The organism is Streptomyces rubrogriseus (assembly GCF_027947575.1).
In the GTDB taxonomy this organism is placed as follows: domain Bacteria; phylum Actinomycetota; class Actinomycetes; order Streptomycetales; family Streptomycetaceae; genus Streptomyces; species Streptomyces rubrogriseus.
This window is the reverse complement of sequence record NZ_CP116256.1, coordinates 5,007,993-5,033,532: the sequence shown is the minus strand read 5'-3', so window position 1 is coordinate 5,033,532 and position 25,540 is coordinate 5,007,993. Positions and strand designations below refer to the sequence as shown.

24 protein-coding genes are annotated in these 25,540 nt (G+C 75.1%); 11 read left to right on the top strand and 13 right to left on the bottom strand.

Annotated features, from left to right (window positions below; genetic code table 11):
• Positions 1–103: 103 nt before the first annotated feature.
• On the bottom strand, positions 104–1,084 hold the full coding sequence (locus Sru02f_RS23070) for an ATP-dependent DNA ligase (protein ID WP_373103521.1): 981 nt from the start codon (positions 1,082–1,084) through the stop codon (positions 104–106).
• Positions 1,085–1,179: 95 nt separating this feature from the next.
• A complete protein-coding gene (locus tag Sru02f_RS23065; protein WP_109032124.1) occupies positions 1,180–2,634 on the bottom strand; it encodes an MFS transporter in 1,455 nt (484 codons plus the stop codon).
• A gap of 245 nt (positions 2,635–2,879) precedes the next feature.
• Between Sru02f_RS23065 and Sru02f_RS23060 the strand changes: the two genes are divergently transcribed.
• Positions 2,880–3,536, top strand: a complete 657-nt coding sequence (locus tag Sru02f_RS23060; RefSeq protein WP_109032553.1) for a TetR/AcrR family transcriptional regulator — start codon at positions 2,880–2,882, stop codon at positions 3,534–3,536.
• Between the two features lie 173 nt (positions 3,537–3,709).
• On the opposite strand, the gene Sru02f_RS23055 is transcribed toward Sru02f_RS23060, so the two are convergent.
• Complete coding sequence (locus tag Sru02f_RS23055) at positions 3,710–4,906, bottom strand: MFS transporter (RefSeq protein WP_109032125.1); 1,197 nt, start codon at positions 4,904–4,906, stop codon at positions 3,710–3,712.
• A 108-nt stretch (positions 4,907–5,014) separates the two neighbouring features.
• On the opposite strand from Sru02f_RS23055, the gene Sru02f_RS23050 reads away from it, so the two are divergent.
• The 4 genes from Sru02f_RS23050 (at position 5,015) to Sru02f_RS23035 (ending at position 9,126) form a co-directional block, all read left to right on the top strand.
• On the top strand, positions 5,015–5,815 hold the full coding sequence (locus tag Sru02f_RS23050; protein WP_167469590.1) for a helix-turn-helix domain-containing protein: 801 nt from the start codon (positions 5,015–5,017) through the stop codon (positions 5,813–5,815).
• 32 nt (positions 5,816–5,847) lie between these two features.
• Complete coding sequence (locus Sru02f_RS23045) at positions 5,848–6,228, top strand: DoxX family protein (RefSeq protein ID WP_109032127.1); 381 nt, start codon at positions 5,848–5,850, stop codon at positions 6,226–6,228.
• Positions 6,225–6,692, top strand: coding sequence for a peroxiredoxin (locus tag Sru02f_RS23040; protein ID WP_003971790.1), 468 nt, complete (start codon positions 6,225–6,227; stop codon positions 6,690–6,692). The genes Sru02f_RS23045 and Sru02f_RS23040 overlap by 4 nt, the downstream gene beginning before the upstream one ends.
• Before the next feature lie 61 nt (positions 6,693–6,753).
• Complete coding sequence (locus Sru02f_RS23035) at positions 6,754–9,126, top strand: SpoIIE family protein phosphatase (protein WP_167469543.1); 2,373 nt, start codon at positions 6,754–6,756, stop codon at positions 9,124–9,126.
• A 45-nt stretch (positions 9,127–9,171) separates the two neighbouring features.
• On the opposite strand, the gene Sru02f_RS23030 is transcribed toward Sru02f_RS23035, so the two are convergent.
• Both Sru02f_RS23030 and Sru02f_RS23025 read right to left on the bottom strand, forming a co-directional pair.
• The gene (locus Sru02f_RS23030; protein WP_109032129.1) at positions 9,172–9,801 is read right to left on the bottom strand and encodes a DNA polymerase ligase N-terminal domain-containing protein; all 630 of its coding nucleotides are present in this window, start codon (positions 9,799–9,801) and stop codon (positions 9,172–9,174) included.
• Between the two features lie 56 nt (positions 9,802–9,857).
• Positions 9,858–10,688, bottom strand: a complete 831-nt coding sequence (locus Sru02f_RS23025; RefSeq protein WP_109032130.1) for an aldo/keto reductase — start codon at positions 10,686–10,688, stop codon at positions 9,858–9,860.
• A 112-nt stretch (positions 10,689–10,800) separates the two neighbouring features.
• Here Sru02f_RS23025 and Sru02f_RS23020 point away from each other — a divergent pair, with 112 nt between their 5' ends.
• Positions 10,801–11,787: a TauD/TfdA dioxygenase family protein gene (locus Sru02f_RS23020; RefSeq protein ID WP_109032131.1), complete on the top strand. Its 987-nt coding sequence runs from the start codon at positions 10,801–10,803 to the stop codon at positions 11,785–11,787.
• A 33-nt stretch (positions 11,788–11,820) separates the two neighbouring features.
• Here Sru02f_RS23020 and Sru02f_RS23015 read toward each other — a convergent pair whose 3' ends face one another.
• The 3 genes from Sru02f_RS23015 to Sru02f_RS23005 all read right to left on the bottom strand — a co-directional run bounded on the left by Sru02f_RS23015 (position 11,821) and on the right by Sru02f_RS23005 (position 14,835).
• Positions 11,821–13,323 (bottom strand): metallophosphoesterase family protein, encoded by a 1,503-nt coding sequence (locus tag Sru02f_RS23015; RefSeq protein ID WP_109032132.1) that lies wholly within the window; start codon positions 13,321–13,323, stop codon positions 11,821–11,823.
• Between the two features lie 91 nt (positions 13,324–13,414).
• The gene (locus Sru02f_RS23010; RefSeq protein WP_109032133.1) at positions 13,415–14,170 is read right to left on the bottom strand and encodes a dienelactone hydrolase family protein; all 756 of its coding nucleotides are present in this window, start codon (positions 14,168–14,170) and stop codon (positions 13,415–13,417) included.
• Between the two features lie 44 nt (positions 14,171–14,214).
• Positions 14,215–14,835, bottom strand: coding sequence for an L-threonylcarbamoyladenylate synthase (locus Sru02f_RS23005; RefSeq protein WP_164277745.1), 621 nt, complete (start codon positions 14,833–14,835; stop codon positions 14,215–14,217).
• Positions 14,836–14,983: 148 nt separating this feature from the next.
• On the opposite strand from Sru02f_RS23005, the gene Sru02f_RS23000 reads away from it, so the two are divergent.
• Complete coding sequence (locus Sru02f_RS23000) at positions 14,984–16,513, top strand: helix-turn-helix domain-containing protein (protein WP_109032134.1); 1,530 nt, start codon at positions 14,984–14,986, stop codon at positions 16,511–16,513.
• 155 nt (positions 16,514–16,668) lie between these two features.
• Here the strand turns inward: Sru02f_RS23000 and Sru02f_RS22995 are convergent, their stop codons facing one another.
• From Sru02f_RS22995 to Sru02f_RS22985, 3 genes are all read right to left on the bottom strand, one after another.
• Positions 16,669–17,709 (bottom strand): NAD(P)-dependent alcohol dehydrogenase, encoded by a 1,041-nt coding sequence (locus Sru02f_RS22995; RefSeq protein ID WP_109032135.1) that lies wholly within the window; start codon positions 17,707–17,709, stop codon positions 16,669–16,671.
• Between the two features lie 68 nt (positions 17,710–17,777).
• Positions 17,778–18,569, bottom strand: coding sequence for an SDR family NAD(P)-dependent oxidoreductase (locus Sru02f_RS22990; RefSeq protein WP_109032136.1), 792 nt, complete (start codon positions 18,567–18,569; stop codon positions 17,778–17,780).
• A 10-nt stretch (positions 18,570–18,579) separates the two neighbouring features.
• Positions 18,580–19,245, bottom strand: a complete 666-nt coding sequence (locus Sru02f_RS22985; protein WP_003971779.1) for a TetR/AcrR family transcriptional regulator — start codon at positions 19,243–19,245, stop codon at positions 18,580–18,582.
• A gap of 144 nt (positions 19,246–19,389) precedes the next feature.
• Here Sru02f_RS22985 and Sru02f_RS22980 point away from each other — a divergent pair, with 144 nt between their 5' ends.
• Positions 19,390–19,713, top strand: a complete 324-nt coding sequence (locus tag Sru02f_RS22980; protein WP_003971778.1) for a hypothetical protein — start codon at positions 19,390–19,392, stop codon at positions 19,711–19,713.
• Positions 19,714–19,797: 84 nt separating this feature from the next.
• Complete coding sequence (locus tag Sru02f_RS22975) at positions 19,798–20,565, top strand: maleylpyruvate isomerase family mycothiol-dependent enzyme (RefSeq protein ID WP_109032138.1); 768 nt, start codon at positions 19,798–19,800, stop codon at positions 20,563–20,565.
• Between the two features lie 33 nt (positions 20,566–20,598).
• Here Sru02f_RS22975 and Sru02f_RS22970 read toward each other — a convergent pair whose 3' ends face one another.
• Positions 20,599–21,966 (bottom strand): SLC13 family permease, encoded by a 1,368-nt coding sequence (locus Sru02f_RS22970; RefSeq protein ID WP_109032139.1) that lies wholly within the window; start codon positions 21,964–21,966, stop codon positions 20,599–20,601.
• A 243-nt stretch (positions 21,967–22,209) separates the two neighbouring features.
• Between Sru02f_RS22970 and Sru02f_RS22965 the strand changes: the two genes are divergently transcribed.
• On the top strand, positions 22,210–22,737 hold the full coding sequence (locus Sru02f_RS22965) for a hypothetical protein (protein WP_167469544.1): 528 nt from the start codon (positions 22,210–22,212) through the stop codon (positions 22,735–22,737).
• A 48-nt stretch (positions 22,738–22,785) separates the two neighbouring features.
• Here Sru02f_RS22965 and Sru02f_RS22960 read toward each other — a convergent pair whose 3' ends face one another.
• The gene (locus tag Sru02f_RS22960; protein ID WP_203697612.1) at positions 22,786–24,006 is read right to left on the bottom strand and encodes an MFS transporter; all 1,221 of its coding nucleotides are present in this window, start codon (positions 24,004–24,006) and stop codon (positions 22,786–22,788) included.
• Positions 24,007–24,468: 462 nt separating this feature from the next.
• Between Sru02f_RS22960 and Sru02f_RS22955 the strand changes: the two genes are divergently transcribed.
• Positions 24,469–25,503, top strand: a complete 1,035-nt coding sequence (locus Sru02f_RS22955; protein ID WP_109032142.1) for an NAD-dependent epimerase/dehydratase family protein — start codon at positions 24,469–24,471, stop codon at positions 25,501–25,503.
• Positions 25,504–25,540 lie beyond the last annotated feature (37 nt).

The following is a 25,540-nucleotide window of genomic DNA, read 5'->3' as shown; positions in this document are numbered from 1 at the left end:
GGGGAAGGGGAGTTCAGGGTCCCCTCTTTTCCCTCCCGCGCCAAGGGCGCACGGGCGTCCCCGCGGTGAAGGCGAGCCCAACACCTGACCCGGAGTCAGGCGCTCACGCCAGGTCGTCCGGAAGGTCCGCGGCCGACTCCTCGGGCGCCAGGTCCGGGCGGAGCCTGAGCCAGGACGGCTGGCGCAGCATGCCCTCCCGGGTGCGGGTGCTGTAGCGGACCTCGCCCACCAGCCGGGGCAGGACCCAGCGTGCCCCTGGCACCCGCGGCACCGGGTCGAAGGGGCAGGCGTCACTGGCCGCGGCCGCCAGCAGCGCGGCCAGCTCGGTGCGCTCGCCCGCGCTCCAGCCGGTGCCGACCCCGCCGACGTAGCGCAGCCAGCCCGCGGCGCGCTGGCCGACCAGGACGGCGCCGGGGAGGCCGCCGAGCCGCCCCTTGCCGGGCAGCCAGCCGCCCACCACGACGTCCTCGCTGCGCATGTTGCGGATCTTGATCCAGGCCCGGGAGCGGACCCCGGGCTCGTACACCGAGTCCAGCCGCTTGCACACCAGCCCCTCCAGGCCGTGCTCGCGGGTGGCCCGCAGGGCCTGTTCGCCGTGCCCGACCAGCGCGGCCGGGGTCGACCACGACGGCCCGTTCAGGCCGAGGTCGGTGAGCCGCTCGCGGCGGCCGGTGTAGGGCAGGCGCAGCAGGGAGCGGCCCGCCAGGTGCAGGGCGTCGAACAGAACCAGGTGGACGGGAACGCGCGCCGCCCGGTGCGCCGCCCGGGCCGGAGTGTGCGCGAGGCCCATCCGGGACTGGAGCAACTGGAAGTCGGCACGGCCCTGTTCGTCCAGGGCCAGCACCTCCCCGTCCAGTACGGCGGGGGTCCCGCCGAGCGCGGTGGCGAGCGGAGCCAGTTCCGGATAGGCGGCGGTGATGTCCTGGCCGGAGCGGGCACGCAGCAGGACGCTCCCGTCGCCGGGCAGGTAGACCACCACGCGCTGGCCGTCCTGCTTGGTCTCGTAGGCCCAGCGCGCGTCCTGCCCGGCGGGCGGCAGGGTGCCGGGGGTGGCGAGCATCGGAGGGATCGGCGGCAGCTCCACGGGTCAGTACTCGACCCGCCGGGGCGCCGCCACGCGCGTTGCCCGCCAGGTTCGCCTGAACGGCGCCGGTCCCGGCCGGGACCGGCGCCGTCGCCTCAGCGGACGGAGGCGGGCTCCGACGCGACACCGTCGGCCGGCGCCGGGCCCGCCTGGGTGCCGGCCGGGCGGTGCCGGGGGATGAAGGACGCGAGGGCGGTGGCCAGCAGGGCCGCGCCCGCGCCGATGGCCATAACCACCTTGAACGCGTTCTCGGACGGCAGGGCGAAGCCGCCCAGGTCGATGGTCAGCTGGGCCAGGATCACACCGGCGATGGCACTGGCGACCGACGTGCCGAGCGACCGCATCAGGGTGTTGAGGCTGTTCGCGGCGGCCGTCTCGCTCGGCGGAACCGCGCCCATGATCAGCGACGGCATGGCGCCGTAGGCGAAGCCGATGCCCGCGCTGATGACGCAGGAGACCAGGACCAGGTGCCAGACCTCGGCCATCAGCACGATGTTCAGGCCGTAGCCGGCCGCCACGATCAGGGCGCCGATCATCAGCGTCACCTTCGGGCCCCTGGACTTGGAGACCTTCGCCGAGACCGGGGCGAACGCCATCATCACCAGGCCGGACGGCGCCATCACCAGACCCGTGGTCAGCAGCGAGCGGCCGAGTCCGTAACCGGTGGCCTCGGGCAACTGCAGCAGCTGCGGAAGGACGAGGGACATCGCGAACATCGAGAAGCCGATGGCGACGGACGCCAGGTTGGTGAAGAGCACCTGGCGGCGGGCGGTGGTGCGCAGGTCCACCAGGGGCTCCGGGGTGTGCAGCTCCCACCAGCCCCAGACCAGCAGGATCACCACGGCCGCCGCGAACAGGCCCAGGGTGGTGCCCGAGGTCCAGCCCCAGTCGCCGCCCTTGGAGATGGCCAGCAGCAGGCTCGCGAGGCCGGCGGCCATGCCGATGCCGCCGAGCAGGTCGAAGCGGCCGCCGGTGCGCACCGCCGACTCGGGCACCAGTGTCAGCACGAGCACCAGCGACACCGCTCCGAGCGTGCCGGAGAGCCAGAACAGCATGTGCCAGTCGAGCTTGTCGGCGATCAGCGCGGCGGCGGGCAGGCCGAGCGCGCCGCCGACGCCGAGGGAGGCGCTCATCACCGCGGTGGCACCGGCCAGCCGCTCGACGGGCAGTTCGTCGCGCATGATGCTGATGCCGAGCGGGATCACGGCGGCCGACAGGCCCTGCAGGGCGCGGCCGACGACCATCGGGACCAGCGCGTCGCTCAGGCCGCAGACCGCCGAACCGGCGATCAGCAGCACCAGGCTGAGCAGCAGCATCCGCCGCTTGCCGAACATGTCGCCGAGCCGGCCGACGACCGGAGTGGCCACCGCGGAGGCGAGCAACGTCGCGGTCACCGCCCAGGCCGCGTCCGAGGCCGACGCGTCCAGGAGCTTCGGCAGCTCCGGGATGATCGGGATGACCAGGGTCTGCATCAGAGCGACGACGATCCCGGCCAGGGCCAGTACCGCCACCACGGCGTTCGGCCGTGGTGAGGCGGGGGAAGCGGGCATGGAGGAGCCTTTCGAGCGATGAGTTCCCCGACGGGCGGGAGAAACCGGAACGCGAGCCTTTAAGTCAGTCGATTGAAGTATCCTACGGGGTGTACGGACCGAACGCCCGTCCGGGCCGGTCGGTGATGTCCCGCCGCCGCGCCGTAGGCTTTCGTGAGGACCCGCCGTACGTCGGCGGACCTGCGACGACTCGAGGGGCTGGTCGTCGCGGGCGGTGCGGAGAGAGTCCCGGCGCGGTGGTGATCATGGCGGGCAGGGCGGTCCGGACGGAACAGGTCAGCGCGACCCGGCAGCTGATCCTGACCACCGCTGAGCGGCTGTTCGCCGAGCACGGGGTGTACGCGGTCTCCAACCGCCAGGTCAGCGAGGCCGCCGGGCAGGGCAACAACGCCGCGGTCGGCTACCACTTCGGCACCAAGACGGACCTCGTCCGGGCCATCGCACAGCGCCACTCGGAGCGGGTCGAGGAGCTGCGCGCCCGGCAGCTCGCCGCCCTCGGCGACTCGCCCGACCTGCGCGACTGGGTGGACTGCCTGGTCCGTCCCCAGTTCGACCACCTGGCGGCGCTGGGCAGCCCCACCTGGTACGCGCGGTTCTGCGCCCAGGTCATGACCGACCCGGCGCTGCGCCAGATCATGACCGAGGAGTCCCGGGCCTCCGTCTCCCTGCGGGCGATCATCGTCGGGCGCAACCGGTGCATGCCCGCGCTGCCGGACGAGGTCCGCGCGGAGCGGGGCGACATGGCCCGCCACCTCATCGTGCACACGGCGGAGGAGCGCGAGCGGGCCCTGGCCGAGAACCGCCCGACCCCGCGCGCCAGCTGGCAGGACGCGGCCGACGGCCTCGTCGACGCGATCGTGGGCATGTGGCTGGCGCCCGTCACGCCCCGGGGCGGGGGATGACGGGCGCCGGAAGGTGAAGGGGTGCGGTCAACGGCCGAGGCGGATCCGGGTCACGGTGTCCTCGGCGGCGCCCCGGCGCGGGCCGGCCGGGTGACGGTGGCGACCGGGACGGCGGATGGCCGGCAGCCCGTCGCACCTCGGCGTCGCACCTCGGCGCAGCACCTCGGCGTCGCTCACCGCACGTCGGCGTCGCGTGCCGTCCGTGACCCGACGGCGGGCGGCGGAGGGGGCGGGACCGGCTCGCGCAGGCCGCACAGGAGCACCCTGCCCACGGCGGGCAGCGCCACCAGCGGCAGCAGGGCCGTCCGCAGCGAGGACGCGTCGGCCAGTGCGCCCAGCGCCGGGGCGGCGAGCCCGCCGACGCTCACCGCGAGGCCCAGCGTCACCCCGCTCGCCGTCCCCACCCGGCGCGGCAGGTAGTCCTGGCCCAGCGTGATGTGCAGGGAGAACGGCACGTACAGCCCCGCCGACGTCAGGGCGACGAACAGGTACACCGCGGGACCGGGCACGAGGACGACCCCGGCCACCGCGAGGACCGTCAGGACGTACGACCGCCGCACCACCCTCAGCCGCCCGTACCGGTCCGCGAGCCGCCCCCCGGCGACGGTGCCCACCGCGCCGCCCAGATAGAGCACGAACAGTGCCACCGTCCCCGCCGCGCTGCCGCCGCCCACCCGCTCCCGCACGTACAGCGCCACGAACGTGCTCAGGCCGACGAACACGACGGAACGGCACACGACGGCGCCGGTGAGCCGCAGGAAGGACGCCCAGTCGTCGCTCCCCGCCGCCACCGCCGTTTTGCCGCCCGCCGCACGCGCCGCCCCGGCCGAACGCACCGCCACCCCGCACAGCACGGCCCCCGCCACCGCGGGCAGCGCCAGCAGCCAGGACGCGCCCAGACCCCCGCCCCCGACGACGGCCCACACCAGCGGCGGGGCCAGCGCGAAGCCGACGTTGCCGCCCAGGGAGAACCACCCCATCGCCGTATGGCTGCCCCGTGCGGCCGCCCGCGCCGCCCGCGCCGCCTCCGGGTGGTACGCGGCGATCCCCACACCGCCCGCCGCGACGGCCGCGAGGGTGAGCGGGTAGGAGTCGGTGACGCCCCCGAGGGCGACGCCCGCCCCGGCGGTCAGCGTGCTCACCGGCAGCAGCCACGGCAGCGCCCACCGGTCGGTGAGCGCCCCGAACAGCGGCTGCACCAGCGACGACAGCAACGAGGCGGCGAGGACGACGCCCGAGGCCGCGGCGTAGCCGTACGCCCGCTCGGCGACGAAGTACGGCACCAGGGCGGCCACGCTGCCCTGGTAGACGTCGACGCAGGCGTGGCCGAAGGACAGCAGGACGAGGGGCCGGTCGCGAGTGGGAGTCACCCGTCGATCGTCACGCGTACCGGGACTGGCCCGCTTTCGATAACCTGCCGAATTGTGTCGAACATCCGCCACTCGAACGTCGGTCAACCGGGCATCCGCCAACCGGACATCCGTCAACCGGACGTCCGTCAACCGGACGTCCGCCACACCCCGGTCGCCCCGACCCGCGCCCAGCGGCTGGACGCCGGGCAGCGGATCGACGCCCACCGGCACGACGAGCACCAGATCGTCCACGCCGGGTCCGGCGTCGTGGCCGTCACCACCGAGTCCGGCACCTGGTTCGCGCCGGCGACGCGCGCCATCTGGATCCCGGCCGGCACCGTGCACGCCCACCGCGCCCACGGCCGCCTCGACCTGCACCTGGTCGGCCTGCCCGCCGACGCCAACCCGCTCGGCCTGGACACCCCCGCCGTCCTCGCCGTCGGCCCGCTGCTGCGCGAACTGATCGTCGCCCACACCCTCGCCCCCCGCGACACGGGCCCGGAACGCGGCCGCCTCCTGGCCGTGCTGTGCGACCAGTTGCGCGCCTCGCCGCAGCAGCCCCTGCGCCTGCCGACCCCCAGGGACCCCCGGCTGGCCGAGGTCTGCGCGCTGGTCCACGCCGACCCCGCGGACACCCGCACCCTCGCCGCCCTCGGCGCCGCCACCGGCACCGCGGAACGCACCCTCAGCCGGCTCTTCCGCCGCGAGTTCGGCATGACCTTCCCCCAGTGGCGCACCCAGTCCCGCCTCTACCACGCCCTGCGCATGCTCGCCGACGACCTGCCCGTCACCACCGTCGCCCACCGCTGCGGCTGGTCCTCCGCCAGCGCGTTCATCGAGGTCTTCCGGCGTGCGTTCGGCTGTACGCCCGGCACCCACAACCGCCGGGCGGCAACCGCTCACCCCCCGGTTCTTACCGTCGAGTAATATCGCGCGGCAGGCCCCCATGAGGAGGAACCGTGTCACGGTCCGAACGCTCACACCTGCTGCTCGCCGGCCTGCTGGCCACCGCGGGCGCCGCCCATTTCGCCCAGCCCCGCCCCTTCGACGCCACCGTCCCGCGCTCCCTGCCGGGCTCCCCCCGGGCCTGGACGTACGCCAGCGGCGTCGCCGAACTCGCGCTGGCCGCCGGACTCGCCGTGCCGCGCACCCGCAGGGCCGCCGCGCTGAGCGCCGCGGCCTTCTTCGTCGGGGTGTTCCCCGCCAACGTCAAGATGGCCTGGGACTGGCGGCACCACCCCGCCCCGCAGCAGGCCGCCGCCCTGGGACGGCTGCCCGTGCAGGTGCCGCTCGTGCTGTGGGCCCGCGCCGTCGCCCGGGGCAGCGAGGGCCGGTCATGAGCGCGCTCCCCGCCGTGGGCGACACCGTCGAGGACTTCACGCTGCCGGACGAGACCGGCACCCCGCGCCGCCTGTCCGAGCTGCTCGCCGACGGCCCGGTCGTCCTCTTCTTCTACCCCGCCGCCCTGACCACCGGCTGCACCGCGGAGGCCTGTCACTTCCGCGACCTCGCCGCCGAGTTCGCCGCGGTCGGTGCCCGGCCCGTCGGCGTCAGCGGCGACCCCGTCGAACGCCAGCAGGAGTTCGCCGGGCGCCACACCCTGGGCATGCCGCTGCTGTCCGACACCGACGGTGCGGTCCGTGAGCGGTTCGGGGTGAAGCGGGGCTTCAGCCTGGCTCCCACCAAGCGGGTCACCTTCGTCGTCGGGCAGGACCGCACCCTGCTGGAGGTCGTGCGCAGCGAGATCAGGATGAACACGCACGCCGACCGCGCCCTCGCCGCGCTCCGCGCCCACCGACCGTGACGGGACCACCCGCGCCCCGCCCCGGTTGATACCGCATCGTCCTGGGATGATCCTGGACGGCATGGAGGATTCCTCCGCCGCGATGACCGTCGACGCCCGCGGACTGGTGACGGGCTGGAGCGACGGCGCGCGGCGGCTCACCGGACACGCGGCCGAGGAGGTCGTAGGACGCCCCGCGCGGGATCTGCTCGCGCGGGGCGCACCCACCCGCCCCCTGACCCGCACCGACCCGGCCGGCACCGCCCTGTCCGGCACCGTCGTGGTCCGCCACCGGGACGGCCGCCCGGTGGGCCTCGGGCTGCGGATCCGCCCCCTGCGGGGCGCCGACGGCGCTCCCGGCGGCTATCTGGCGACCGCCGACGCGCCCGGCGGCCCGGCGCCCGCCCTGATCGACGACGCCGTACGGCAGGCCTCCCTGTCCATGTCCGTCCTCGACCCCGAGCTGCGCTTCGTGCACGTCAACGACACCGCGTGCCGGATGATGGGCAGGCCCGCCGAGGAACTGCTCGGCCGCAGCCTGTCCGACACGCTGGCCGATTTCGAGGGCGACCCCCGGAGCTTCCTGCACCACCTGCGGGTGGCGGCCGACCGGGGACGGCCCGTCCAGTACGAGAGCTACGCCCCCGCGCCCGCGGGCAGCTGCCTGCACGCCTGGACCGTGGAGATCTGGCCGGTCCACGACGCCTCCGGCACGCTCACCGCCGTCGCCATGGCGGCGCTGGAGAGCACCGAGCAGCACCGGGCCCGGGAGCGGCTGGCCCTGCTGAACGCGGCCGGGGCGGTCGGCAGCACCCTCGACGTCGTCCGCACCGCCGAGGAACTGGTCGGGCTCCTCGTACCCCGGTTCGCAGGCTTCGCCAGCGTCGACCTGCTCGACTGGGTGCTCGGCACCGACGAGCCCCTCGCCGTGCCGCCCGGGACCGGCGAACTGCGCCGGGTGGCCCACGCCTCCGCCACCGAGGGCTTCCCCACCCCCGCCGTGCACCTCGGCGGGCAGGAGATCCACCCGTCCGACAGCCCGCCCGTCCGGGCGGTCCGGGAGGGCCGCGTCGTCCTCAGCGGCCCCGGCGACCCGGACTTCGACCGGTGGATGCGCACCCGCGAGGCCGAGACCCCGCACAACCGCCCGTTCCGCGAAGCCGTCTGCTCGACCCTGGCCGTCCCCCTGCGCGCCCGCGGCACCACCCTGGGCGTCGCGCTGGCCGCCCGGACCGCGCCCCGGGAGCCGTACGCCACGGAGGACGCCGTACTCGCCGAGGAACTGGTCTCCCGGGCCGCCGTCTCCATGGACAACGCCCGCCGCTTCGCGCGCGAGCGCTCCACCGCCCTGGCGATCCAGCACAGCCTGCTCCCCAGGGACCTGCCCGGTCAGGCCGCGGTCGAGGTGGCCCACCGCTACCTCCCCTCCGCGTCCGCGGCGGGCATCGGCGGCGACTGGTTCGACGTCATCCCGCTCTCCGGCACCCGCGTCGGCCTCGTCGTCGGCGACGTCGTGGGCCACGGCATCCCGTCCACGGCGACCATGGGCCGCCTGTGCACGGCCGTCCGCACCCTCGCCGACGTCGACCTGCCCCCCGACGAGCTCCTCACCCACCTCGACGACCTCGTCTCCCACCTCGCGGCCGGCGGCGCGCCCGACGGCGGCGACACGGAGGTCGCCGAACTGGGCGCCACCTGCCTGTACGCCGTGTACGACCCCGTCTCCCGCCGACTGGCCCTGGCGACCGCCGGTCACCCGGCGCCCGTCCTCCTCCTCCCGGACGGCACCACCCGCCTCGTCGACATGACCGCCGGGCCGCCGCTCGGCGTCGGCGGACTGCCCTTCGAGGCGACGGAGCTGGAGCTGCCGGAGGGCTCCGTCGTCGCCCTCTACACCGACGGACTGGTCGAGGACCGGGACCGCGACGTCGACCACGCCACCGCCGAACTGTGCCGGGCGCTGACCGCGCCCGCGACCTCCCTCGACGCGCTGTGCGACGGCGTCCTCAAGGCCGTGCTGCCCGAGGAGCCCGGCGACGACGTCGCGCTGCTGCTGGCCCGCACCCGGGCCCTGGGCGAGGACCGGGTGCGCATCTGGGACGTCCCTCCCGACCCCGCCGGGGTGGCGGCCACCAGACGGTCCGTCGGCGAACAGCTGACGGTCTGGGGGCTGGACGACACGGCCTTCGTCACCGAACTCGTGGTCAGCGAACTGGTCACCAACGCGATCCGGTACGGCGAGCCGCCCATCCAGTTGCGCCTCATCCGCCACACCGCGCTCATCTGCGAGGTCTCCGACGCCAGCTCCACCTCACCCCACCTGCGCCGCGCCCACGCCTTCGACGAGGGCGGCCGGGGTCTGCTCCTGGTCGCCCAGCTCACCGAGCGCTGGGGCAGCCGCCAGACGGACACCGGCAAGACCATCTGGGCCGAACAGCCCCTGCCCCCGGAGTGAACAGGCGGCGCAGCCCCTGCTCTGCTCCGGTCCGCCCCTACTCCTCTACTCCTCGCCGTCCTCCGCGGCCACCCGCGCCAGGGTCCGGCCGGTGCGCGCGGACCGGGCCCGCCGGGGGTCGGGGGTGCCGTGCCCGCGCCCGCCGCCGGCCGTCTTGACCAGCAGCCACGCCGGGTCCGCACCGGCACCGCCGTCCGGGCCGCCGCGGAACCGGGTCAGCGCGTACTCTCCGCGCAGCTTCGCGCCGTGCAGCCGGAACCGGGCGTGCCCGTGCGCGAGCGACTCGGCGAAGTCGACGGGCCGTCCCCGCCGGTCGTGGCTCAGCGGCTCGTAGGTGCCGTGGTCCCACACGATGACCGTGCCGCCCCCGTACTCACCCGCCGGGATCACGCCCTCGAACTCCTCGTACTCCAGCGGATGGTCCTCCGTCGGCACCGCGAGCCGCTTGTCGCGCGGGTCGGCCGACGGCCCCTTCGGTACCGACCAGGACTTCAGCACGTCGGCCACCTGAAGCCGGAAGTCGAAGTGCAGGGTGCTCGCGTCGTGGATCTGCACGACGAAGCGCGGTGGCCCGTCCCCGCCCTCGCCGGGAGCTCCCGGTCCCGCCGGCTCCCCGGTCCGGCCGAAGTCCCGTTTGCCGTGGTAGTCCCGCAGCCCGTCGTCCTCGCCGTCCACCTGCCGCTCCTTCCCGGGAGCCCCCGACCCTCACCGACCCGCACCGGGTACCCCGCTCAGAACTCCTCGTGCACCTCCGGGTCGCCGCCGATCCGCCGGTGGACGCGGTCCGCCACCGCGCGCATCTGCTCGGCGTCCAGTTCGAAGCCGAAGACGTCCAGGTTCGCCCGCTGCCGCGCCGGGTCGGCGGACTTCGGGATCGGCACCGCGCCCAGCTGGGTGTGCCAGCGCAGGACCGCCTGGGCGGGCGTCACACCGTGTGCCTCGGCGACCGCGGCGACGGCGGGGTCGTCCAGCAGGTCGCTGCCCCGGCCCAGCGGGCTCCAGCTCTCGGTGCGGATGCCCTTGCGCTCGTGGTAGGCGCGCAGCTCGTCCTGCGGGAGGAGCGGGTGCAGCTCGATCTGGTTGACGGACGGCAGGACGCCCGTCTCCTTCTCCAGCCGCTCGATGTGCTCCGCCGTGAAGTTGGAGACGCCCACCGAACGTACGAGGCCGTCCTCGCGCAGCTTGACCATGGCCTTCCAGGAGTCGACGTACTTGTCCACGCGCGGCAGCGGCCAGTGGATCAGGTACAGGTCGACGTACTCCAGACCGAGACGGGCGCGGGACTCCTCGAAGGAGGCGAGCGTCTCCTCGTAGCCGTGGTGCCGGCCGGGCAGCTTGGTCGTCACGACGATCTCCTCGCGGGGGAGACCGGCGGAGGCGACCCCGCGTCCGACGCCGGTCTCGTTGCGGTAGTTCGTCGCCGTGTCGATCAGGCGGTACCCCGTCTCCAGGGCCGCGCGGACCGCCCGTTCGGCCTCCTCGTCCTTCATCGGCCAGGTGCCCAGGCCCAGGGCGGGGAGGCTGGTGCCGTCGTTGAGCGTGTACGCGGGAATGCTGATCACCGTGGGACCTTCCCTCGACTGTGCGCGGCGGTGTGCCGCCCGTCCAGCCTCGCCCAAGCGGCGACCGGTGATCAACCGGACGGCGCGGCGGAGGGTCTGCCACGATCTCCGCATGACGACGGACAGCGCGAAGGACAATGCGAGGGACACGGCAACGGACGGGGCGACGGGGATCGAGGTGGAACCGGTCGCCGGACACATCGGCGCCGAGATCCGCGGCGTCGACCTCGCGGCGGGCCTCGACGCCGCACAGGTCGCGGCGGTGCGGTCGGCGGTACTGCGCTGGAAGGTGGTGTTCTTCCGCGACCAGCGCCTCGACCACGCCGGGCACGTCGCCTTCGCCCGCCTCTTCGGCGAGCCGGTCGTCCTGCCCCGGCGCGGCAAGGCGTCCCCGGCCGGCTTCCCGGAGGTCGAGACGACCGCCGACCGGCTGGAGCTGGGCGGGCGCTTCGGGATGGAGCACGACGAGTGGCTGCGGCGCCGGCGCCACACGCTGCTGCGCGGCTGGCACTGCGACCACGGGGCCCGCGTCGACCCGCCGGCCGCGACCGTCCTGCGCGCCGAGACGGTGCCTCCCTATGGCGGCGACACCACCTGGGCGAACCTCGCCGCCGCCTACGCCGGACTGTCCGCCCCGCTGCGCGCCTTCGTCGACACCCTGCGCGCCGAACACCGCCTCGGCGTCGGCTACCAGCCCCGGCCCGGCGACGACGCCTACGTCCGGCACCTCCTGGACCACCAGACCGCGACGGTGCATCCGCTGGTCCGGGTCCACCCGGAGACGGGGGAGCGGGTGCTGTTCGTCAACGGCTACTACGTCGAGCAGATCGCCGGGCTCTCCCGCCCCGAGAGCGCGGCGATCCTGGAACTCCTCCTGGAGCAGGCCACCCGCCCCGAGTACACCGTCCGCTTCCGGTGGGAGCCCGGCAGCGTCGCCTTCTGGGACAACCGGGCCACCATCCACCTCGCCCCCGGCGACCACGCCCACCTCGACCACCCCCGGACCATGCACCGGGTGATGCTCACCGGCGACGTACCGGTGGGCGTCGACGGCACCCCCTCGGAGCCGCTCGTCGGCAGCGGGGCGGGCCGCTGGTGAGGCGGCCGCGGCCTGCGGCGGGCCGGGCGCCGGTCACCCGAGCGGGATCGTCACCTCGTCCTCGACCGGCGGGTCCACCTCCTGCGCCCGGTTCCCCGTGGCGGCGTAACAGCGCAGCCTGACCGCCTCCGGCGTCACGTCCAGGCGCAGGAAGCACTTGAAGAAGGGCGGGCTGTACGTCGCCGACCCCGGCGAGAACACCGACGTGTAGATCTTGCGCACGGGCAGCCGGAACCGCTTGCGGCGCTCGGGCCGCCGCGCGGTGCCGAGCAGCCCGGCCACGATCCGGGTGCGCCGGGTGACCCGCGCGCCGCCGCCCGGTGCGCGGCCGGTGCGGATGCCGAGGCGTTCGGCGATCACGGCCGTCGCCTCGGCCTCCGTGAGGGTGAAGAAACGCCGCAGCCGGAGCCGACGGCCGTACAGGGCGCCGTAGAAGGCGAGCGAGTCGCCGCGCAGCGGGTAGGAGCGGAAGTCGTCCTCGGTGACGCCGGCCACCGAGACGCGCGGGATGGTGTGCGTGGCGTGCATGAACGCCCCGCCGCCGCCCGCCACGACGTACTGCACGGTGCGGCCGTCCACGTCGACCGGGTAGCGCTGGTAGTTGTGGATGTCGCCGCCGATCGCCGCGACGTAGTGGTTGGCGGGGTCGCGCACGATGTCGTCGACCGTGCCGCCGCCCTCGATCTCGCACGGGTGGTGCTCGCCGTCCACGTACAGGGGCGACCCGGTGACCAGGATCTTCGGCCGGTCTCCCGCCGACACCTCGCGCAGCCAGGCACCCTGCTCGGCGTCGACGGTGCCCAGCAGACCGGTGTCGATGCCGACGATCCTGACCGGACCGGCGTCGACGGCCCAGTACGGTCCCGGCTGAGCGGCCTGCTGGGACGGTGCCGGGCGCAGCTCGCGCGCCTCGGCCAGCCGGGCGCCGTCGTCCGGACGCGGCCGGTGCCACAACAGGGACCGCAGCCACGCGCGGGTGAACCGGCGCGGCGCGGCCTCCGGGGCGAGGGGCGGGGCGTCGTCGCAGAAGACCCGCATGAAGCCGCCCAGGTCCTCGTACCAGTCGTGGTTGCCCGGTATCGCGTATATGGGCGCCCGGTAGTCGCGGTAGGGGCGGAAGAACTTCGTGCCGTAGTCGTCGGCACTGCCCACCGGGTAGATCACGTCGCTCGCGAGGACCGCGAACCGGGTGTCCCGGCCGGCCTCCAGCAGCCCGGGCACGACGGCGTACTGGGGGTCGTCGCCCTCGCCCGTGTCGCCGATGACCAGGAAGGAGAACCGGTCGGGGTCGTCCCGGCGGATCACCTTGTCGGCCGGTGCGCCGGCCGCCGCCCGCTGCGCCACCCAGCGGGAGCGGGTCCGGCCCGTGGGGTCCCCGAACCAGGAGGCCAGCACGCCGTTGCGGGCGGCCCACAGCGTTCTCGGGCTCAGCCAGGACAGCTTCTCGGTGCGCCCCGGCATGAGCGCTCGGTAGGCGCCGGGCTCGGCGGAGCCCCAGCCGGCGCCTTCGGCTGAATCGCGTGAGGAGTTGGACACCCGGGCACGGTAACAACGCCCGCACCCGGGGCCGGACGTGGGGAGGCGCACCAACTCCCGCCCAGGACGGGCCGTTTCGGGGCGTCCGGGGTCAGAACGTCCGCTTCAGGAGGTCGAGCAGGGCCGCCCAGTGCCGCTCGGTCGCCTCCGGGTCGTAGGCCGCGGTGTCGGCCTGCGTGTAGCCGTGGTGGGCGCCGGCGTAGACCTCGCAGCGGTGCCGGACACCGGCCGCCGTCAGCGCCGCCGCCAGGCGCTCCTGCTGCTCGGCGTCCATGCCCGGATCCTGGTCCGCGTGGGCGAAGTACGCCTCGGCGGTGATGTCCCCGGCCACCAGGTGCGGACTGTGCGGCCCGTCCGTCGCCAGGTTGGCGCCGTGGAACCCGGCGACCGCGGCGACCCGGTCCGGATACGTCCCCGCGGTGCGCAGGGCGAGCCCGGCACCCATGCAGTAGCCGACCAGCGCGACCGGACCGTCGGCCGCCTCCGGACGGCCGGCCAGCAGGCGCAGGTAGGCGTCGGCGTCCTGCATCGCCAGGTCCGGGGTCAGCGACCGCATGATCGGACCGAGCCGCTCGAAGATCTCCGGGCGCGCCCCCGGGTCGATGAACCCGGGCAGCTCCACGACGGGAGTCCGTCCACTGCGGTAGAAGACGTTCGGCACCAGGACGGTGTACCCGGCACCGGCCAGCCGGTCGGCCATCGACCGCAGGCTGGGACGCAGCCCGAAGGCGTCCATGTACAGCAGGACCGCCGGATGCGGTCCCCCGTCGGCCGGACGGGTCAGGTAGGCGTCGGCGGTGCCGTCGCCGGTGGGGATGTCGAGGGCGGTTCCCGCTGTGGCGGTCATGGTGTGCCTCTCTCTGTTCGTGCGGTCGGGCGGCGGACGGCTCGCTACTCGAACCGGGTCGGGTCGCCCGCGCCGTGCCGCACGATCTCCGCCTCGCCGCCGGAGAAGTCGACGACCGTGGTGGGCTCGGTGCCGCAGTCCCCGGAGTCGACGACCGCGTCCAGCACGTGGTCGAGCCGGTCCTTGATCTCCCAGCCCTGCGTCATCGGCTCCTCCTCGTCGGGCAGCAACAGCGTGCTGGACAGCAGCGGTTCACCGAGTTCGGCGAGCAGGGCCTGGGTGACGACGTGGTCGGGGATGCGCACGCCCACCGTCTTCTTCTTCGGGTGCTGGAGCGCGCGCGGCACCTCCCTCGTCGCGGGCAGGATGAAGGTGTAGCTGCCGGGCGTCGAGGCCTTGATCGCCCGGAACACGTCGTTGTCGATCTGTACGAACTGCCCGAGCTGCGCGAAGTCCTGGCAGACGAGGGTGAAGTGGTGCCGGTTGTCCAGGTGCCGGATCGACCGGATGCGGTCGATCCCGTCGCGGCTGCCCAGTCGGCAGCCCAGCGCGTAGCAGGAGTCCGTCGGATACGCGATCAGCGCGCCGGAGCGGACGCTGTCGGCGACCTGGGCGATGCTGCGCGGCTGGGGGTTGTCGGGGTGCACGTCGAAGTACTTCGCCATTCACCGAGCTTATGCCCGCTCGCCCGCCCCGCCCGACAGGCCCCGGCGCGGCCCCGCCGCCGACGGCCGGAGGGGTCCCGTGCGCGCAGCCATGAGGTAACGTCCCGGACCTGGGCCGGGGACGAGGCGAGACGAGGAGAAGGCCGACGTGGCGGGCCGAGAGGACGGCGGACGGCAGCGGACGTCCGGGGCCGGTGAGCACGCGGGATGGGCGCAGGAACTGCTCGACCACCTGCGGCCGGCCGGCCGCGACCTGAACCGGGTCGTGGCGTGGCTCGCGGGCATCGCGCGGGCGACCGTCGCGCTGCAGGACGACACCGGCCGGCTGCTGGCCGGCACCCGGGTCCCGCTGGACGACGTCCTGGCCGCCGACGTCACCTCCGGCCGGATCGCGTCCGCCGCCCTGGAGGACCGGGGCCGCCATCTGCGGCTGGTGCGCGTGGAGCGGTCCCGTCCGGCAGCGGCCGCCGTCCTCGCCGTCGCCCGCGAGGAGCCCTTCGACCGGCGCGTCTCCGACATCGTCACGCACGCCGCCCAGGTGCTGGAGCTGCTGCTGGCCGGCCACGAGTCGACCGCGGCCGGACACCGGCTGCGGCGGGCCACCTCCGACCTGCGCCTGGCCATCCTGCAACTGCTGATGGTGGAGGACACCGTCTCCGCCCGCCGCGTCGCCGCCGGACTCTGGCCCGGCCTCCTCGACACCGACACGGCGTGCGTGTACGTCGTGGAGAGCAGCCCCGCCGAACGGGACCGCCTCGCCGAGGAGTGCCTGTCGGCGACGGGGGAACGGGCGCTGGTCGTGCGGTGCCCGGCGGTCGACGGACACGTCATCGTGCTCGCCCCGCGCGACACGGCCGGGCAGGAACTGCGCACGCTCGTCGGCCGCCGCCCCGGCGTGTTCGTCGGCGGCAGCGCCCGGCAGGGCCTGGCCCGCACCGCGGCCGCCTACGGACAGGCCGTCAGCGCCCTGGCCGTGGCCCGGTTCCGCCCGGAGAAGGCGGCCCTGTACGCCGAGCGGACCCGCCCCGAGCGGCTGATGGACCCGGCGGCGCTGCACGACTGGACGGCGGACGTGCTGAGCCCGCTGGACGGACTGTCGCACCACACCCGCGCCGAACTGATCGCCACCACCCGGCTCGGTCTGGAGTTCACCGCCGTCAACGCGGCGAAGGTCCTCGGCGTCAGCCGCAACACGGTCCGCGCCCGCATGGACCGGGTCGAGTCGCTGCTGCGCACGGACTTCGCCGACCTGACCGTCCGGGCCGCCGTCCACCTGGCCCTGAACGCCCAGGTGGGCCTCGCCGAACCCCCGCCGGGCGCCGGCGCACGGGCAGGCGCCGCCCGGCTCACCGACCTGCTGACCGGGCCCGCGCTGCGCACCTGGGCCGTCGACCTGCTCTGCCGCCTCGACCCGGACGGCCGGGACCTGCGGCGCACCCTGCGCACCTGGATCGCCGCGGGCGGCAACGCCGAGCGTGCCGCCCAGCAGCTCGGCATGCACGCGCAGACCGTCCGCGAGCACGTCCGCAGCGCCGAACCCGTCCTCGAACGCCAGTTGCTCGCCGCGGGCAGCGACCTGTACGAGGTCGTGCTGGCCCACCTGGCGGCCGGTGACCTCGGCCAGCCGCTCCTGCACGGGACGAAACCGGGCCATCCGGACTCACCTGTGCACGAGTGAGTGCTCCGGGCCCGGCAGCGGGCACCGGCACGATTCACAACGGCGGACCCGTCCACGTAGGTTCGACGGGACGGGGGCACGACCGGAACGGGGGACCGGTCGCGCCCCCTCGGCCGCCCCGGCGGATCGTGCCGCGGCCGCGGGGTCCGGGCCGGTCAGCCGTGGGGCAGGATCACCGCGCGGCCGTTGACCCTGCCCTCGTGCAGCCGCTCGTAGGCGAGCGGGGCGTCGTCCAGGGAGTACGTCTCGGTGTGCACCGACACGGCACCGGAGCGGGCCAGGTTCAGCACCTCGATCAGCTCGCTGCGGCTGCCCCAGTAGGGAGCGTTGACCGACACCTCGAACGGCAGCATGCCGAAGCCGACGGGCAGCGATCCGCCGCCGATGCCGACCAGGGTGACATCGCCCTCGACGGCCGCGACGGCTCCGGCGGTCTTCACGGTGGGCGCCACGCCGACGAAGTCGAACACGGCCTCGGCGCCGAGACCGCCGGTGATGTCGCGCACCGCGTCCGCGGCCTTCGCGTCCGACAGCACCGCCTCGTGCGCGCCCACCTCGCGGGCGAGGCGCAGCTTCTCCTCGCTGACGTCCAGGGCGACCACCCGGGCGGACGTCAGGGCGCGCAGCAGCTGGATGGCGACGTGGCCGAGGCCACCGGTGCCGATGACCACCGCGGTGGAGCCGGGGACCAGCTTGGGCAGCGACCGCTTGATCGCGTGGTACGGCGTCAGTCCGGCGTCGGTGAGCGGCACCGCCGCGACCGGGTCGAGCCCGTCCAGCGGGACCAGGTGCCGGGGGTCGTCGATCAGCAGGTACTCGGCCATGGACCCCGGGCGCCCGAGCCCCGGCGGGTGGATGCCCAGCTCGGCGGCGCGCAGGCAGTAGTTCTCCTTGCCCTCCGCGCACTTGGCGCAGGTGCCGCAGCCCCAGGGCCCGTACACGGCGACCGCGTCGCCCTCGGCGAGCCCCGTCACCCCGGCGCCGAGCGCGGCCACGGTGCCGACGCCCTCGTGGCCGAGGGTGAGCGGCAGCTCGTACGGGAAGCCCTCGGCGGGCCAGCTCATCACCGCGATGTCGGAGTGGCAGACTCCGGCCGCGGTCACCTTCAGCAGCACCTGGCCGGGGCCCGGTTCCGGGTCCGGGACGGTGACGACCTCGGGCGGGGCGCCGATGGTGCGGTACTGCAGTGCCTTCATGATCGAACTCCTTTGTTCTCTTCCCCCGGACTTCCCCCGGACTTCCCCCTCGGACGGGCGAGTGCCGGTCAGACGGCGGTGTAGGCGCCGTCGACCAGGTGATAACTGCCCGCGACGAAGGACGCGCGGTCGGACAGCAGGAAGGCGATCAGCTCCGCGACCTCCTCGGAGCGCCCGAGGCGGCCGGCCGGGTGCAGGGCGACCAGCCCCTGGTAGGCGGCCTCGTCCATGGTCTTGAGCAGGGGGGTGTCGATGAAGCCCGGACCGACCGCGTTGATCCGGATGCCCCGGGCGGCGTACTCGGCGGCGGCCGCCTTCGTCAGCCCGACCACGCCGTGCTTGGCGGCGACGTAGGCGGGGGAGCCGGCGAAGCCGACCGAGCCGAGGATGGAGGCGACGTTCACGATCGAGCCGCCCTTGCCGGCCGCCTCGATGGCGGGCAGTTCGTAGCGCATCGAGTAGAAGACGCCGTCGAGGTTGGTGCGCACGACGCGCTGGTAGGCCTCCACGTCGTACTCGCCGGTCGGGGCGCTGGGGCCGCCGATACCGGCGTTGTTGACGGCGAGGTCCAGCGAGCCGAACGTGTCGACGGCGAACCCGACGGCCGCCTCGACGGACTCCGGGCGGGTGACGTCCAGCTCGACCGCGGCGGCCTCGACGCCCCCGGCCCTCAGCTCGGCGGCGGCCTTCTCGGCGCCCTCGGCGTTGAAGTCGGCGACGACGACCCGGGCGCCGCCGGCGCCGAGCCGACGGGCGGTGGCCAGGCCGATGCCGGAGGCGGCGCCGGTCACGAGGGCGGTACGGCCGGCGAACTCGGCGGCGTACCCGGTGGTGGCGGGGGTGGTTCCGGTGGTGCTCATGGTGCTGTTCTCACTCTTCGGTGGTGCTTTCGGGGGTCGCGGCCGCGGCCTCCGAGGTCAGGGCGTCGTAGGCCTGCTCCACGAGGGCGGCGAGGTCTGCGGCTGCCGAGTCCCCCTCACCGCCGCGCGCCCACAGGCGCAGGGCGGCGATCAGGACCCCGGCGGCGGCGTCGACGACGGCGGCCGGGCGCACGTCCCGGACGTCGTCGCTGCCGAGCCGGGCGGCGACGATGCGGATCGACTCCTCCTGGGCGTCGACCCGGATGCGCTGGTAGGCGGCGAACAGCTCGGGCTCGGTGTCGGCCAGGGCCAGCAGGCGGCGCATCCGCGGACGCACGTGCCAGGCCGGGTCCTCCCGGTCGGCCAGCCACTCCCGTACGGCCCTGCGATAGGCCAGCAGGGGCGGCTCCCCGGCGGGGCGGGAGCGCAGCAGCGCGTTGATCCGGTCGCCGTCCCGGCGGACGAAGTCGAGCGCCGCGTCCTCCTTGCCGGCGAAGTGCCGGCTGAACGTGCGGCGCGTGACGTCCGCGCGCTCGGCGATCGCCTCCACCGTGGTCGCCGCCGGCCCGTGCTCCAGGATCAGGTCGCAGGCGGCGGTGGCCAGCGCGTCGCGGGTCTGCCGCGCCTTGCGCTGCCGCCGGTCCTCGGTGGCGGGGGAGGGCTTCGTTGCCGTCATGCCTCCGAGCGTACACCTGAAAATGTCCCAGTGGGACATGTGACCCGTTGGGACATGAGTGCCCGGGGCGCCGCTGCCGCCGACCCGGTGAAAAGCGCCCGGTGTGCCGATCGAAAGGCCCCGGCGCGGGGGAGCAGTGGGACTATGACCAGTTCAGCGTTTCATCGCACGATCGTTCTGCCCGCCCCCGTGTGCCGGCAGGCCGCACAGCACCTCGAGCAGGCCGTGCACAAGGCCATCGACGGTGCCGCCACACCGTGGCGCGCCTTCCGCGGCGCCGACGGCGACGACTTCGCCTTCTCCGTCCCGGTCGTCGAGCAGGCCGCGGGCTGCCTGCTGGTGCTGGCCGCCGAGAGCGCCCAGAGCCTGCGGCCCTCCGCACTGCGCGCCCTGATCTCCGTCGCGCTGCACCTGCGGGACGCCGCCGAAGCGGTCCGGCGCCCCGCGGTCCCCAGCCCGGCGTGGTGAGCGCGGGCCGGGCTGGGGGCGCGGGGACGCCGGGAAGGTGAAAACGGCGTGCCCCGGGCCTGAGCGTGTGTTTGGCTCGGCGGCATGGAGTTCACCCGCTTCCTCGACTGCCTCGCGACCGACCACGACCGGCTGCGGGGCGTCGTCGAGACCGACCCCGACGCCCCGGTGCCCACCTGCCCCGGCTGGACCGTCGCCGATCTGACCCGTCACGTCGGCGAGGTCTACCTGCACAAGGCCGCCGCCATGCGCGACGGGGCCGAGCCCGAGCCCTGGCCGCCCAAGGAGTTCGCCGACGAGGCACCGACGGAGCTGCTCGACCGGGGCTACGCCGCGCTGCGCGCCGAGTTCGCCGCCCGCGCCCCCGAGGACCCGGCCGGCACCTGGTACGGGCCCGACCAGAGCGTCGGCTTCTGGATCCGGCGGATGGCGCAGGAGACGGTCGTCCACCGCATCGACGCCGAACTCGCCACCGGACGGCCCGTCACCGCCGTACCCGACGACCTCGCCGTGGACGGCGTCGACGAACTGCTGAAGGTCTTCGTCGCGTACTCGGTGGCGGAGTGGGGCGACTACTTCACGGAGATCCTGGACGGCTCGCCGGGGCGTACGTTCCTGGTGCGGGCCGGCGACCGCGCCGCCTGGCGGGTGCGGACCGGACCGGGCGAGTTCACCGTCACGGACGGCGCGGGCGACGGCACGGCCGACGCGACGCTGAGCGGCCCGCCGGAGAGTGTGCTGCGGTCGCTGTGGAACCGGGCGGGGGCCGACGGGGACCGCGGTGTGACCGTCGAGGGCGATCCCGGGGCGCTGGCGGAGCTGCGGCGCTGCATCGTCGTGGCGACCCAGTGAGCGGATGTCCGGCGGGCGGCGGTGCCGCGGGCGTCAGGCCCCGACGAGGCGCAGCGCCCCCCACAGGGCCACTGTCGAGGCGGCGACCGTGGCCGGCACGGTGAGCAGCCCCAGGGCGGTGAACCGGCCCAGCTCCACCTCGATGCCGTGCCGGTGCAGGATGCGCCGCCACAGCAGGGTCGCCAGCGAGCCGACGTAGGTCAGGTTGGGGCCCAGGTTCACCCCGATCAGCACGGCGAGGACCTGGGCCGGACCGGCGGGCGCGGCCAGCGGGAGCAGGGCGAGTACGGCGGGCAGGTTGTTGACGACGTTGGCCAGCACCGCGGCGACCGCCGCCACCCCGAGCAGCGCCGGCAGCGAGTCCCCGTCCGGCAGCAGCCTCCCCAGCCCGGTCGCCGACGCGCCCGCCAGCACCCCCTGCACCACGATGCCGAGGGCGAGTACGAACAGGCAGAACAGCGGCGCGGCGGCGCCCGCCATCTCCTGGGGCGTGACATGGCGGCGGGCCAGCGCCCGTACCCCGAGCACCAGCACGCCGCCCAGCGCGGCCCAGGCGGGGTCCACCCCGGCCGGCGAGGCCAGCGCGAACCCGGCCAGGGTCAGGGCCACGACGACCACGGTGAAGCGGGGCACGGCGGGCGCGGCCGGCGCGGACGCCACGCCCGGCCCGGCACCGGGGGCGCCGCCCCGAGCCTTCGCGGGGGCCGATCCGATGGGTCCGCTGGGTCCAGTGGGTCCAACGGGTCCGGAGGGACCGGGAGCGACGGACACGGAGCCGGGGCGGACGGGGGCCGCGGACACCGGCTCGGCCAGGTCGGTGCGGAAGAAACGGCGGAACACGGCGTACTCGACGGCGATCGCGGCCAGCCAGGGCAGCGCCATCAGCGCGGCGAACCGGGTGAAGGTCAGCCCACTGGCCGTGAACGCCAGCAGGTTGGTCAGGTTGGAGACCGGCAGGAGCAGCGAGGCGGAGTTCGCCAGATGCGCGGTCGCGTACACGTGCGGGCGGGCCCGCGCACCGGCCCGGGAGGCGGTGGCCAGGACCACGGGGGTGAGCAGTACGGCGGTCGCGTCCAGACTGAGCACGGCCGTGACCGCGCAGGCCACGGCGAAGACCCCGGTCAGCAGCCGCCGCGGACTGCCGCCGCACCTGCGGGCCACGGCCGCGCCGACGGCCTCGAACAGGCCCTCCTTGGCGCACAGGTACGCCAGCATCAGCACGAGTGCGAGAAAGACGACGACCGGCAGCAGCGTACGGGTCTGCTCCCACGCCCGGTGCGGGGAGACCATGCCGAGCGCCACGACCAGCACGGCGGCGGGCACGGCGGCCACCGCCTCCGGGAGCCCCCGGGGGCGCAGCACGGCGAAGGCCAGGACGCCCAGCAGCAGGACGACGGGCACGGCCTCGGAGAGGACGGTGGTACTCAGGACTGTTCCTCCACACCGGTGGGCCGGGCGGGACTTTGCCGATCGGCGAACGCGCTCCAGGATCGCATCCCCCGGGCGGGCACGGATCCGTACGCCATGGTGTGGCCGAGGCCACGCCCCGGGCGGGAGCCGGGCCATGTTCCCGGCGGTGCGCCGCGGGCTACCGTTTCCACGGACCCCGTGTTCCCCACGACGAGCAGTTCGGACGGCCCGGCAGTGCACACAGATCTCTCCCCCGTCATCGCGGCGACCGCACAGTGGCTCGTCCGCGCCTACCCGGCGTCCGGCGGCGCCCTGGCCGACGCCCTGTGCGAGGTGCAGGCGCGGCAGGCCGTGACGGTCGCCGCCCGGCTGCGCTATCCGACCCCGATGGACGTGGCGCTGCTGGGCGTGGCGGGCCCCGGAGGCTCCGCCCGGCTCGACTGGATCACGGGAGCCGACGGCGCGACGCCCACCGACCCGGACGCGGACGCCTGGCGGACCTGGGTGGACGAGGTCGTCGCCAGCTGGGCGGCCTGCCTGCTGACCGACCCGGCGCTCGCCGGGCCGGCCGTGGCCGCGCTGGCCGAGGGCGGCCCCTCGGCCGGGACACCGGCGGAGTTCCGCCGCCTGCTCGCACCCGGCGACGCCGACCGCCGGGCGGCGGCCCTGCTGCGCCACCCGGACCTCGTCGCCCCCGTCGCCGCCCTGCACCACGCCGCGCTCCTGGCCCGGCTGGACCCGGGCCGGGCACTCGTCGCCTGACCCGCGGCGCGAGGGGGCGCGGACGTCCGCGCGGAGCCGGGCGGGTCCTCAGGCAGCCGTCTCCAGGTTCGCCACCGGGGACACCCTGGGCACCGCCGCCCGGCGTTCGCGCAGGAGGTGGCCCGCGCCGATCGTGCCGGCGATGACCAACCCACCGGCGATCAGGGCGCCGCGGGCACCGGCCAGCTCCATCAGGAGGCCCAGCGCGGGCGGCCCGCCCAGGCCCCACACCGTGCCGATGCTGCCCCACACCCCCAGCACCCGGCCCCGCAGGTGTGCGGGCGGGTCGGTCTGGAGCACCGCCGTACCGGCGGTGTCGGAGACGGACTCCACGACGGCCATGGGCAGCACCATCACCAGCAGGACGGCCAGCGACGGCGACAGCCCCGCCACCACCTGCAACAGCCCACCCGCCGCGGCCAGCGCGCCCACCACCCGTACCGAGGGGCGGCGCAGCCGGGCACCCAGGACGGCGCCGACGATGCCGCCGACCGCCAGCACCGTGGACACGGTGCCGAAGGACCCGGCGCCGCCCGCCAGCGGCCCGGTGACCAGCACGGCCAGGGTCAACTGGTAGTTGCGCCCGAAGACCGCGCTGACCCCGGTGACACCGGCCAGCGCCAGCAGCCGGGGGCGGCGCGCGAAGAAGGCCAGCCCCTCGCGCACGCTCATGGTGTCCTTCGTGCCGCGTTCCTCCTCCGCCGCAGCATGCCTGACCGCACCCCGGGCCGGGCGCAGGAAGGGGATGACCGAGGCCACGAACAGGAACGACAGGCCGTTGGCGGCGTACGCGGCGGCCGTGCCGAGGAAGCCGACCGTCACACCGGCGAGCGCGGCCCCCGTGAGCCGGCCCGCCTGGTGCACCAGGGCGCCCACCCCGATCGCGGAGGGCACGTCCTCGCGCGGGACGAGGTCGTTGCCCAGCAGGGAGCACGCCGGGCCGTCGACCGTGGCGATGACGCCGGTGACGGCGGCCAGCACCATCAGGGAGGCCATGTCGAGCCGGTCGAGCGCCACCATGAGCGCGGTCACGAACGCGACGGCTCCGAGCAGTGCCTGGCTGACCGCGGCGGTCAGTTTGCGCGGCCAGCGGTCGACGGCCGCGCCGCCGAACACACTGATCAGCAGGGCGGGCGCAGCCTGGACCGACATCGACAGACCGGTCGCCGCGGCGGAGCCGGTGATCTGCAGGACCAGCAGGTTCTGCACGGTGAGCTGCATCCACGTACCGGCGTTCGAGACGAAGTTCGCGACCGACCACCAGCGCATGCTGCGGTGTCTCAGGGACCGCCACGGCGACCGGGACGGCTCGGACGGCGGGGCGACAGGGGACGGCGGGGCGGAGACGGGGGAAGAAGACACAGTGCGCCACTCGAAGGCGGGTCGCGGGACCCGTAGGGGAAGCGGACGGGAACGAGTAGGCCGGCTGCGCTGCGCGGCTGTTCCACCGATCCGGACACGGCGCCGACCATCGTGGCAGAAGGGACCGGCGAGTCGTCGTCGGTCCGCGCCCCCGCCCACGGCCCGGACGGGCCAACCGCCGCCGCCGCTGCCGCATTTGAGCCGAAGAGTGTGCTTGATCACAGCGGTCCGCGGCGGGCGGCGCACCACCCGCGGTCCGTGACCGCGGTCACGGACCGTCGTCCCGTGGCGGGCGCCGGAGCATGTGAGCGCCCCGGCGGGGCACTCGGCGCACGCTGTTCAGCGCTCCGAGGGAGAAAGGTCGTCCTCATGATGCCGATGGCGGCGTTCAGCCCACGGGGGGAGCCCCGCACGCCCTGGGACCGCGTCCTGGTGACCGGCGGCGCCGGATTCCTCGGCTCGCACCTGTGCACCCGGCTGCTGGACGCGGGGGCCGAGGTCGACTGCCTGGACAACCTCTCCACGGGGCGGGCCGAGAAGGTGGCCCACCTGGCGGGCCGCCCCGGCTTCCGCTTCCTGGAGCGGGACATCTCCGCACCCGGCTGCGCGGACGCGCTCACCGGCCCCTACGACCTGGTCCTGCACCTGGCGGGCCCCGCGTCCCCGGCCGCCCGGCCGGACCGGCCCGTCGAAGCCCTCGACGCGGGCAGCCTGGGCACCCGCACCGCGCTGTCCGTGGCCGGCCGGGACGGCGCCCGGTTCCTCCTCGCCTCCTCGCCCCCGGGCGGACCCGACGCCCGCGGCGACGCCGCGGACGACGCCGACCCGGTCGGCCCGCACCGTGCCTGCGCCGAGGCCGTCCGGTTCGCCGAGGCCCTGGTCGCCGCACACGCGGGCGCCCACGGTTCGAACGCCGGGATCGTCCGGCTGTTCGACGGCTACGGACCCGGCATGCGGGCGGACGGCGCGGGCACACCGGCCGCGCTGATCGAAGCGGCCCTGACCGGCCGGCCGGTCACCGTCCCCGGGAACGGCAGCGGGACGCACCCCCTGTGCTACGTCGACGACATGGTCGACGGCGTACTCCTGGTCGCGGCCGGACGGTCGGTGCGGCCCGTGGACATCGGCGGCGACGAGGAGCCCACCGCCGCGGAGATCGCCCGCCTGGTGATCGAGCTGACCGGCTCCCGCTCCCCGCTGGCCTTCGTCGAGGACGCCGGGGACGAGCGCCCGCGGCCCCGGCCGGTCACCGGCTTCGCCCGCGAGATCTTCGGCTGGCTGCCGAGCGTGACCTGGCAGGACGGCCTGGAGCGCACCGTCGCCGCCTTCCGCGACCGGCCCGACCCGGTACCGACGGCGACCCGGGAGCCGACGGAGGAACGGATGGGGGAGTGGTGGGCGTAGGGGTGAGCCTGCCGTCACCCGGCACGTGCGAGGGCCC